This is a genomic window from Caenimonas soli (assembly GCF_013155545.1).
Lineage (GTDB): Bacteria > Pseudomonadota > Gammaproteobacteria > Burkholderiales > Burkholderiaceae_C > Ramlibacter > Ramlibacter soli.
Window position 1 is genome coordinate 1 of the sequence record NZ_JABJVV010000032.1, and the last position, 10400, is coordinate 10400.

The following is a 10400-nucleotide window of genomic DNA, read 5'->3' on the forward strand; positions in this document are numbered from 1 at the left end:
GAAGCTCGCCGGTGACAGCCACTTCAAAGCTGTTCTTGGCGACGTCGACCCCTACATAAACGGGTTCACTCATAGCAGTTCTCCAGCTCCCAGCCTTACGAATACGAAATGTGTTCGGTCAACCATTCGGGATGCAGCAGAACAAAGAGACCACCACCGTGCGCCCTTTGCTTTGATACGAGCTCGGGCTCGCAGGAGACACAGGCTGCGCGGCAGTGAGTCAACCGGTTCAGCAATCAAGACTGTCGACCACGTCTTGACCACTGAAGTTTGAAGTATTTGAAAGATATAAGGAGACAAGTCAATGAATTCCACAACCATGCACCGGATAGATGTTCACAAACTGGCCGACGAGGCCAAGTTCAACAACTTTCACGGGTCCGTGCTGATCTGGTGTTTCGTGATCCTGGTGCTCGACGGCTACGACCTGGCGGTCGCCGGCACCGCGCTTCCGTCCATCATGAAGGCGATGAATGTCGACGCAGCGACCGCGGGCTTCATGGCCAGTTCGGCGCTGTTCGGCATGATGTTCGGTGCGATCGGGCTCGGCGCGCTCGCCGACAGGATTGGCCGCCGCTGGGCGATCGCGATCTGCGTGTTCCTGTTCAGCGTGTTCACCGCCGCCGCCGGGTTCACCAACGACCCGATCACCTTCAGCGTGATGCGCTTCCTGGCCGGGCTCGGCATCGGCGGCGCGATCCCGACGGCTGCGGCGCAGATGACTGAATACTCACCGAAGAAGGTGCGCGGCTTGATGGTCACGCTGATGTGCTGCGGCTACGCGGTCGGCAGCATCCTCGCCGCGCTGCTCGGCAAGCAGCTCATCGAGACCTACGGCTGGCAATCGGTGTTCATCGCCGCGGGAGCCCCAGTGGTGCTGATCCCGTTCATCCTGAAGTACATGCCTGAGTCACTGCCGTTCCTGATCAAGCAGCACGACGACACGCATCTGCGCGAAGTGGTCCGGAAGATCCGGCCGGACATGCGGTTCGAGCCGCACGAGGAGTTCATCGTTCCGGCCGAGGACAAGGCCGAAGGTCCGACCGTGGGCAGGCTGTTCCAGGACGGCCGCGGCTTCAGCTCGGTGATGTTCTGGGTCGCTTTCATGAGCTGCCTGTTCATGCTCTACGCGCTCAGTTCGTGGCTGGTCAAGCTGATGGGCATGGCCGGCTACAGCCTCGGTTCCGCACTGAACTTCCTGCTCGCCTACAACGCCGGTGCAGTCGTCGGTGCCGTCGGTGGCGGATGGCTCGCCGACAAGCTGAACATCAAGTGGGTGACGACCGCATTCTTCGCGGTCGCCGCGGTCTCGCTGACGCTGCTCGGCCACGGCGCGCAGCCGCTGTTCCTGATCGTTGCCGTAGTCGGCGCATCGACGCTGGGCACACAGATCCTGATGTACGCGTATGCCGGGCAGTTCTACCCGACGTCGATCCGTTCGACAGGACTCGGCTTTGCCTCGGGGGTCGGGCGCATCGGCGCGATCGCGGCGCCGATCGTGATCGGGCTGCTGGTTTCGATGAAGCTGCCGCTGGTGCAGAACTTCCTGGCCATTGCAGTGGCCGCGGTGATCGGCGGTGTCGCGGTTGCTCTGATCAAGCACAAGTCGTCGGCCGCTTCGCATAGCCACGGCGCGAGCGCGGTCGGGCAGCGGCCTTGAATCTCACAACCAAGGAAGCTTCCATGTCACGCAAGCTTGAAGGAAAGATCGCAGTTGTTACCGGTGGATCCATCGGAATCGGGCTTGCTACCGCCAAACGGTTCGCTAGCGAAGGAGCGCATGTCATTGTCACCGGCCGCCGGCAAGCCGAACTCGCCGCCGCGGTTTCCGAGATCGGTAACGCCTCCAGCATTCGGGTCGACTCATCGAACATGGCCGAACTCGACACGCTGTTTGATTGGGTGAAATCGGAAAAGGGTCGGATCGACGTGTTGTTCGTCAACGCCGGCGGCGGCTCTCGACTGCCACTGGGGAACATTACCGAGGAGCACTATGACGACATCTTCGGCCGTAACGTCAAGGGCGTACTGTTTACTGTACAGAAGGCTCTGCCATTGCTGGCGGACGGCGCGTCAGTCATCTTGAATGGCTCCGCCGCTGCCAGCGGCGGCACCGAGGCATTCAGTGTCTATGCCGCCTCAAAGGCCGCCGTACGCTCATTCGCCCGCAACTGGATTCTCGATCTCAAGGGCCGCGGCATCCGGGTCAACACGCTCAGCCCCGGACCCACTAAGACGCCAGGCTTCTTTGACCTGGCCGGTCCCGACGCCGCACGGCAGCAGGGAATGCTCGATGCTCTCGCTTCGCGGATCCCAATGGGCCGTGTTGGCGATCCGGACGAAATTGCCAAGGCGGCAGTCTTTCTTGCCTCCGACGATTCGAGCTTTGTCAACGGCATAGAACTGTTCGTCGATGGCGGAAAAGCCCAGATCTGAGTACGCCGCAAACGAGTGAAGCAGATCATGAGCAAAGTCATCATCACATGCGCTGTCACGGGTGCGATTCATACGCCCTCGATGTCACCCTATATCCCGGTCACACCGGAAGAGATCACCGAAGCCTCGGTCGGCGCGGCCGAAGCGGGCGCGGCGATCATTCACCTTCATGCACGCGATCCTGTCACCGGCAAGCCGGACCAGAGCCCCGACGCATTCGGCCGATTCTTGCCGCAGATCAAGGCGCGCACCGATGCAGTCTTGAACATCACCAGTGGCGGCTCGCCTTACATGACGGTCGAGGAGCGCATTCAGCCATCAATGCGCTTTGCGCCCGAGGTGGCCTCGCTCAACATGGGCTCCATGAACTTCGCGCTGTTCCCGATGCTGGCGCGCTTCAAAGAGTTCAAACATGCCTGGGAGCGCGAAGCGCTCGAAGGCAGTCGTGACCTGATTTTCCGCAACACGTTCAAGGATATCGAATACGCCCTGGCGCAATGTTCGGCCAACGACACGCGCTTTGAATTCGAGTGCTACGACGTGAGCCACCTCTACAACTTGGCGCACTTCGTCGAGCGCGGTCTGGTCGAGGCGCCGTTCTTTGTTCAGACCGTGTTCGGCATCCTGGGAGGAATTGGTACACACCCTGAAGACGTGTTGCACATGAAGCGAACTGCCGACCGGCTGTTCGGCAGTGACTATCGCTGGTCGGTGCTGGGAACAGGCAAGGATCAGCTTCGCCTCGCAGCAATGTCTGCCAGTATGGGCGGCAACGTGCGCGTTGGATTGGAAGACAGCCTTTGGCTTGGACGCGGCACGCTGGCCGAGAGCAATGCGGCCCAGGTGCGGCAGGCGCGCCAGATTATCGAGGGGCTTGGTCTCGAAATCGCCAGCCCGAACGAAGCCCGGGAAATCTTGCAATTGAAGGGCATTGGGAAAGTCAACTTCTGAGAGTGCTCTTTTCTCCAGGATATGGCGGCGCCATCAGCGCATCGCAGCCCGGCGGAAATCGGACGGCGTCACGCCCGTCGCCTTCTTGAATGCGGTGCTGAAGTGCTGAGCGTGGCTGAAGCCGCAGTCCAGCGCTATTTCAGTTGCCGTGCGACGGGGATCCAAGAGGAACTCCTTGGCCCGCTCGAGTCGCAGACTGTAAACAAAGCGCAGGGGTGTCTGCCCGGCACTTTCGCGAAAAGCCCGCATGAAATGCCGGCGACTGACGCCGGCAACCTTCGCCAGTTCCTCGATCGTGAACGCTCTCGACAATTCGGCCTCGATGTAGTCGATAACGCGCCGGAAGCTGCCAGGTGCAAGGCCACCGCTGGGGCGAACGGTGGCTGCCTGGCTGCCGTCGACCCGCGCCAGAAGGGCGAGCGCTTGCATTGCCCAGCCCTCGGCGAACAACCCGTAAAGGCTGTCTGCATTGCGCGCCTCACGGCACAGGACCGAGAGGCCACGTTGCAGGTCTTCGTTGCCAAAGGCAATCAGCGGCCGATTGAAGTGGCAGCCGGCGTCGGACGCAACGGTTGGGTCGAGGAAGACCACCGTGTAGTCAAAGGACGGGGCTACTTCGAACTCGCCTACGACGGAGGTCGAGGCTGGGAGCAGCGTAAGGTTTGTGCCATGACTTATTCCTGAGTGGATGCGGCGGCCGTCAAGCTCCAGATGCAACTCTTTGAGGCCGCTCCGAAACCAGAACAGCGCAAGCCGCGGCTGACGAAAACGCCAGGAAATCGGCCCGGTGGCTCGGCGCGCAAGGACCTCAACATGTGTGGTGCGCGAGTCGACAATGGTGCCAGAGACGAGTTCACCCCCCACCTCGCGGTATTCGGCTTTTGAGTCCGGGAGACTCTGCATTGCTTACCTCCAACTTCAACCTTGCGCCCGGCCTCATTGTGCGCCCGGGCTGTGGGCACAAGTTGATGGATAGCTCATGCCCGGAACACGTCCAGGTTGTCCGTCAACCACTCGGTCAACGAACGTGGGGCTTTTCCGGTAAGTTCCTCGACGGTTGACGTCCACTTCGGGCTTGCGCCCAGAGGCGTCCAGTCAGGTGAGTCCGAAAACCCGGGGCACATCTCACGCGCTGGTGATCGGGACGTTTGATCTGCCCTCTATGTGGTCGCGCACTCGCTACTCGCATCGTGTTGTGCGAAGGAGCCCTTCTCGCGTTGGCGGGCAGCCCAATCAACCATGGCAGTTGCGGCAGACGCCTGTGCGCGATCACGATTGGCGCCAAGCCCGACAATCAAGTTGAACCACATGGTCGTCAATATTTCGAATGGCGGATTCGCAATCGCCGCAAGTGTCGGTCGTCTCTCCCCGAGCGGGGCCGTATCTGCGCCCCGCTGTTTCGACGATGCGAACTCCGCCCTCCACGATTGCATGGATGTACTCGGCGTAGGGCGGCGGCGTGAACGTGGGCAGGAAGGTCAGATTCACACCAAAAGGCCGATCCGTGGCATCTCTGCAGCGCGCGATCTCCCGGGTCAGCAACTCAGGTGTCTTCTGGGTCAGGCCCCTGATGATGCCGAGTCCGCCAGCATTGGAGACCGCCGATCAGGTGCGAGTTCGGCGAAGCCGACGTAGTGCATCCCTCCCTGAATGATGGGGTGCCGGATGCCGAATAGCTCAGTAATTCGCGTCTTCAACGTTTTCTCCTCGCGTTCGTGTCCCGAACCAGTTCAGGCGTTGACGTCCACGACGATCCGACCCTGAACCTGACCCTGAAGAATCCGTGCTGCGATGCTCGGCACTTCTGCGAGAGGCGCCAGCGCTGACGTTCGCCGCAACTTTGACAAGTCCAGATCCCGGGACAAGCGAGACCATGCAAGCGCACGAACATCTGCGGGGGCGTTGACTGAATCGATGCCCGCAAGGGTGACGTTGCCGGCGACCGCCTTGTGGATGACCTTGATTCCCGCTTTCTTGAAGGCCGCGACGTGCGCCGCGGGATTGGCGCCGGCCGTTTCGACGATGGTGATGCCGCTGTCGATGATTGCCGCCCGGTACTCCTCGTACGGCACGGGCTTGACCGTCGGAAGAACGGTGAGGTTGACGCCGAACGAGGAGCTCGCTTCATATGGATGCCCCGTGGCCGCCGTCGCGCTTGACAACTTCGGCGGCGACGATTCGATTTGAGCACAGTGCGAGAGCATTTTCGCGACTTGGCGAAGCACAATCGAGAACGCCCTGCTGGAGACTTACCCGGCGCGGAAGGCGGCGATGGCAGCGCTGGCGTCGATGATCTTGATGACCTACGAAGGTGCGCTGCCCAGTGCTCGTAACGAGGAACCCATCAGTCTTTGCAGAGGCGGGACGTTCGCTCGCAAGCATTCTCTGCTCACTTGGAGAACGGCATGATGAGGTACTAGCTAGTCAAATCCCATGACGCCCTGCGGAAGTCAGCTGAAGCAGCACAGAGCGTTTCTCAACGCGATCTCCTTCAAAAGGAAGTAGTCGTGGCGCCCGATGCACGATCCGGCAGGAATGCGCTGGGTAGCGCCCGCCGCCCGGTCGTGCGCCGCGGCACCTGCAGCTCCTCGCCGTCGCTCGCGGTGGCGCAGCCCATGGGCGACAGTCCCGGCCTATCCCTCAACAATCTTGCCGGAGAGCTCTCAGGCCGCGGCCTTTTGATAGCCCTCGGTACGAGCCCCGGGCACCGACAGGGAAGCCGAGGCAGCCGCAGCCAGCGCCTCCAAGGTCATCGTTTCGGTCAGGCGGAGGTGATGCTCCATCAGCTCGCACGTGCGCGGGAGATCTCTGCGGATCGCTGCTTCAGCAATCTCTCGGTGTTCGTCCCCGAGGTCACGGGTCTCTGGAGACATGCGGACGTTGATCCATCTATATCGCTCCGCCTGCACAAAGAGCTGCTCGCGCACCTGCAGCAGCCACCTGCTGTCGCATGCGGCCACCAAAGCCTTGTGGAACTGACCATGTACATCGGCCCAATTCTCGTCAACGGAGCCAGGCTCCGGATGTGTGTGGACCAGCCGGTGCAGCGCCGCGAGGATGTGCGCCTCCCAGGCGACATCACCCCTTTCGAGCGAACGCCGAAGGCAGACCATCTCAATCTCGATTCGAGCGCGGGTGAGGTCCCGCACGTCCTCGGCAGTGATTGGTGTCACTCGGAAGCCGCGCTGCGGAGTGGCAACCACGACATTGTCGGCCGTGAGCCTAGAGAGCGCCTCTCGGACCAGCGTTGGGCTTACCTGAAGCCGTTCAGCCAGTTCATGAATTTTCAATTTCTCGCCGGGCTGAAGTCGTCCCGACAGGATTTCGGCCCGCAAGCGGCGGTATGTCGAATACGTGAGGCTGCGTGTGTCCGCGTCGCCGCTAGATAAGGAGACAGTCATTTGAAGCGAGCATACCAGCCCGGCACTGGGAAGACAATATTTCGCCTAAATATTGATTTTCTTCAGTTTTGCTGATATTGTCATGGCTTCAAAACAGGAGACAGACGTGCCGCTAGTACGTATTTCATTGATGAAGACAAGCGCCGAACGCGCCCGCCAAGTAGCTGATGCAGTTCACGAAGCCATGGTGGACACCATCGGCATCCCTGCCGAAGACCGTTTCCAGATCGTCTCGATGCATGAGCCGCACGAGCTCATCTACGACGCCACTTTCTATGGCATCGAGCGGTCCGACGGTTTCATAGCAGTCCAAATCACGCTCGCTGCCGGCCGCAGTACCGAGGTCAAGACCAACCTGTACCGACGCATGACCGAGCTGCTCAAGGCACGCCTTCAGGTTCGGCCTGAGGACGTCTTTGTCTCGCTGGTGGGCGTCGCCCCGGATGACTTTTCGCTTGGCAATGGCCGAGCCCAGTTCGCCGAGGCGCTTCCGCCTCACTTGCAAGCGCTGCAGAAATCCAGCTAAAGGAATCTCTCATGGCCACGTCTTCTTCTCAAATGAAGCGCGTTGCGGTCGCCAGTGCCGTCGGCACGGTGATCGAGTTTTACGACTTCACCATCTTTGGTATCGCCGCGGCGCTCGTCTTCAACAAGCTCTTCTTCCCGGCCCTGGGCGGGTCAGCTGCGACCGCGGTAGCGCTGGCTACCTTTGGAGTCGCGTTTGTCATCCGCCCTTTCGGAGCAATCCTCTTCGGACATTTCGGTGACCGGTTTGGCCGCAAGAACACGTTGGTGGCGACCCTCCTGCTCATGGGCATTGCCACAGTCGGCATTGGCTTACTTCCGACCGCCCAAGACATTGGGCCGTGGGCAGCGGTCTTGCTCGTATTGCTGCGATGCGTGCAGGGTCTGGCAATGGGCGGAGAGTGGGCGGGTGCGACTGTGTTCACTGCCGAGTCCGCTCCCAAAGGCCGACGTGGACACTATGGGATGTACCCGCAACTAGGCCCAGCGCTCGGATTTCTGCTCTCCAGCGCGACCTTCCTTCTGACGTCACTGACCATGAGCGACGCTGACTTCCTGAGCTGGGGCTGGCGCGTCCCGTTCCTTGCGAGCGCGGTCTTGATCGTCGTTGGGTTCGTTGCTCGCATGGCGCTTGAAGAGCCCCAGGAGTTCAAGAGCAACGTGCTTGAAATGCCCAAGCAAACTGTGCGCAAGCTGCCTGTTGCCGAACTGTTTCGTGAACAGACCAGGGAGGTGGCGCTCGCCACTGGTGCCACGATCGCCGTATTTGGCCTCTTTTACTTCGTCATCGTGTACCTTGCGAGTTACGCCACTCAGACCCTAAAGTTCGCTAGGACAGACGTGCTACTGATCGGAATGGCGGGCGCCGTCTCGCTCGCAATCACCACCGTGGTGGGGGCAATGTGGTCTGACCGAGTCGGTCGTCGAAAAGTGCTCGCGATCGGAAACGGTCTGTGCTTTGTTGCCACGCTTCTCCTGTTCCCGCTCCTCGGCGTGGGCGGCACGGCGGTATTCCTGCTCGGCGTTGTGGTCCTGCAGGCTGGCATCGGTCTCGCCTATGGTCCGTTAGGGGCATACCTGCCTGAACTCTTCTCGGCGCGTTATCGCTACACCGGCGCGGGTCTCGCCTACAACCTCGGCACCGTGCTCGGTGGCGCTCTGACTCCTATCATCGCCAGCCAGCTGATCGAGCGCTACGGGCCGTATTCTGTCGGTCTGTACACCGCCGCACTCTGTGCAATCTCCCTCTGTGCCCTGGCGCTGTCTAAGGAAACGCTTCCGAATGCCCGAAGCCAAACCGCTGTCAATCGTGCGCCCGGCACCTCCGCGTCGTCGTCTCTGTAGGAATCAATCATGCCGTTCTATCAATTCACGATCACTTCCGATAGCGTCAGTGCGCGACGCAAGGCCGAAATCGCCCAAGCCATCACGGAGACACACTGCAAAGTGACTGGCGCCCCTGCTGACTACGTCAATGTGAGTTTCGTGGAGCTCGGCCAAGGGGATCTGTACCTTGCCGGCAAGCCGGCGAGCGGCACCCGCATGGTGGGGCTGATCCGTCGTCGTCCTGAAGCACTGAAACGCGAACTCCTGCTTAGCTTGGCTCAGGCGTGGAGTTCCGCAACCGGCGAGCCGGTCAAGTCGGTGGTCATGTTTTTGGTGGAGATTCCCGGTTACCAAGCGATGGAGAACGGCGTCCTGCTTCCGGACGCCGACGGAGAACAGGGCTAATGCATGCGCTAAGGCTGCTAGCAACAGCAGCTCGCGACAACTCTATGAGCAAGCATCCACGAAAGGTGATCATCACCTGCGCCATCACCGGCGCCATCCATACCCCGACGATGTCAGACGCCCTGCCGTTCAAGCCGGAAGACATCGCGCGCCAAGCTCTCGATGCGGCGGAAGCAGGAGCCGCCATCCTGCACCTGCACGCACGCAATCCCGCCAATGGCGCGGTGTCGATCGATCCAGATCACTTCATGGGGTTCTTGCCGCAAATCAAGAACTCCACTGACGCGGTACTCAATCTATCAACTGGCGGCAGTCTCGTGAATACCGTCGAGGAGCGAATTGCTCCGGCCAAGCGCGTCTCTCCTGAAATGACGTCGCTCAATATGGGGAGCATGAATTTTTCAATGCACCCCTTGGCAGCGAAATACAAGGAGTGGAAGTTCGATTGGGAAAAGCCCTACCTGGAGAACTCTGACAGCTATATTTTTCGGAACACCTTTCGAGACATCGCGATGGTGGCGCGCGAACTCGGAGAAGGCGAAGGTGTGAAGTTCGAGCACGAGTGCTATGACGTCGGCCATTTATACAACCTGAAGTTTTTTATGGACACCGGGGTCTTCAAGGCGCCGGTCTTTATCCAGTTTGTTCTCGGAATTTTGGGTGGCATCGGCGCGGAGCTCGACAACCTGGTATTCATGAAGCGAACAGCTGACCGCTTGTTTGGCGATGCGTACCGCTGGTCAGTCCTCGGCGCAGGAGCCTCTCAGATGGACATGGCCATAGCCGGTGCACTCATGGGTGGGAATGTTCGCGTCGGTCTCGAAGATTCACTCTTCATTGCGAAGGGGAAGCTTGCAACGTCGAACGCCGAGCAAGTGCTCAAGGTGAGAAGGATGCTCGAAGAGCAGGGTCTTGCAGTCGCCACGCCCGCAGAGGCCCGAGACATGCTGGGACTGAAAGGGAGCGCCGGAACTCGCTTCTGAGGCTGCATGTGGTGCAGGGGTCGCCGGGGGAATTTCGCCGACGACGAGGAACTCACGCCCACGATGAAGCTGAAGCGTAAGCGTCCGGCGAACCCATCCTTGCCGACTTAGCCCGCTGCGGCGAGCATCGTGTCCACGAGAGGATTGGAATGGACACGAGCGAACCCACCAAGCGCACCCGAGTGCGCGCGTATGCCCCGGAGTTCAAGGCGAAAGTGCTGGCCGAATGCAGCCAGCCCGGCGCCTCGATAGCCAAGGTGGCGCTGGCCCATGGCCTTAATGCCAACATGATTCACACGTGGCGCCGAGACGCGCGCGGGGCTGTCGCCCCGGCGCTGGCGGGCGCCGGCGAGTTCGTGCCTTTGCAGCTCGC

Annotated in this window: 12 protein-coding genes and 1 pseudogene; 9 read left to right on the plus strand and 4 right to left on the minus strand. The window is 60.6% G+C overall.

Annotated elements, in window-relative coordinates:
* Positions 1-319: 319 nt before the first annotated feature.
* From HNE04_RS27475 to HNE04_RS27485, 3 genes are read left to right on the plus strand one after another with little or no spacing between them, the layout of a single operon-like run.
* A complete protein-coding gene (locus tag HNE04_RS27475) occupies positions 320-1660 on the plus strand; it encodes an MFS transporter (protein ID WP_172227012.1) in 1341 nt (446 codons plus the stop codon).
* Positions 1661-1683: 23 nt separating this feature from the next.
* Positions 1684-2436 (plus strand): SDR family oxidoreductase, encoded by a 753-nt coding sequence (locus HNE04_RS27480; protein WP_172226991.1) that lies wholly within the window; start codon positions 1684-1686, stop codon positions 2434-2436.
* 27 nt (positions 2437-2463) lie between these two features.
* Positions 2464-3387, plus strand: coding sequence for a BKACE family enzyme (locus HNE04_RS27485; RefSeq protein ID WP_172226994.1), 924 nt, complete (start codon positions 2464-2466; stop codon positions 3385-3387).
* A 33-nt stretch (positions 3388-3420) separates the two neighbouring features.
* Here HNE04_RS27485 and HNE04_RS27490 read toward each other — a convergent pair whose 3' ends face one another.
* The 3 genes and pseudogenes from HNE04_RS27490 to HNE04_RS28485 all read right to left on the minus strand — a co-directional run bounded on the left by HNE04_RS27490 (position 3421) and on the right by HNE04_RS28485 (position 5612).
* Positions 3421-4290 carry an AraC family transcriptional regulator gene (locus tag HNE04_RS27490; RefSeq protein WP_172226997.1) on the minus strand — a complete coding sequence of 290 codons (870 nt, stop codon included), beginning with the start codon at positions 4288-4290 and terminating at the stop codon, positions 3421-3423.
* A gap of 486 nt (positions 4291-4776) precedes the next feature.
* Positions 4777-5084 (minus strand): annotated as a pseudogene (locus tag HNE04_RS27495) (NAD(P)H-dependent flavin oxidoreductase); the annotation flags it as partial.
* Positions 5085-5117: 33 nt separating this feature from the next.
* On the minus strand, positions 5118-5612 hold the full coding sequence (locus tag HNE04_RS28485) for a hypothetical protein (RefSeq protein ID WP_328700425.1): 495 nt from the start codon (positions 5610-5612) through the stop codon (positions 5118-5120).
* A 16-nt stretch (positions 5613-5628) separates the two neighbouring features.
* Between HNE04_RS28485 and HNE04_RS28645 the strand changes: the two genes are divergently transcribed.
* Complete coding sequence (locus HNE04_RS28645) at positions 5629-5796, plus strand: hypothetical protein (RefSeq protein WP_407926627.1); 168 nt, start codon at positions 5629-5631, stop codon at positions 5794-5796.
* Between the two features lie 254 nt (positions 5797-6050).
* Here HNE04_RS28645 and HNE04_RS27510 read toward each other — a convergent pair whose 3' ends face one another.
* A complete protein-coding gene (locus HNE04_RS27510; protein WP_172227000.1) occupies positions 6051-6788 on the minus strand; it encodes a GntR family transcriptional regulator in 738 nt (245 codons plus the stop codon).
* Positions 6789-6840: 52 nt separating this feature from the next.
* Here HNE04_RS27510 and HNE04_RS27515 point away from each other — a divergent pair, with 52 nt between their 5' ends.
* The 5 genes from HNE04_RS27515 to tnpA form a co-directional block, all read left to right on the plus strand.
* Entirely contained in the window at positions 6841-7314 is a 474-nt protein-coding gene (locus HNE04_RS27515) for a tautomerase family protein (protein ID WP_207717750.1), read from the plus strand.
* Between the two features lie 11 nt (positions 7315-7325).
* Complete coding sequence (locus tag HNE04_RS27520; protein WP_172227003.1) at positions 7326-8657, plus strand: MFS transporter; 1332 nt, start codon at positions 7326-7328, stop codon at positions 8655-8657.
* A 9-nt stretch (positions 8658-8666) separates the two neighbouring features.
* Positions 8667-9044, plus strand: coding sequence for a tautomerase family protein (locus tag HNE04_RS27525; RefSeq protein ID WP_172227006.1), 378 nt, complete (start codon positions 8667-8669; stop codon positions 9042-9044).
* 44 nt (positions 9045-9088) lie between these two features.
* Entirely contained in the window at positions 9089-10027 is a 939-nt protein-coding gene (locus tag HNE04_RS27530) for a BKACE family enzyme (protein ID WP_172227009.1), read from the plus strand.
* 149 nt (positions 10028-10176) lie between these two features.
* Positions 10177-10400 (plus strand): IS66-like element accessory protein TnpA (gene tnpA / locus HNE04_RS27535; RefSeq protein WP_172221903.1); only part of this gene is annotated, 224 nt, incomplete at its 3' end.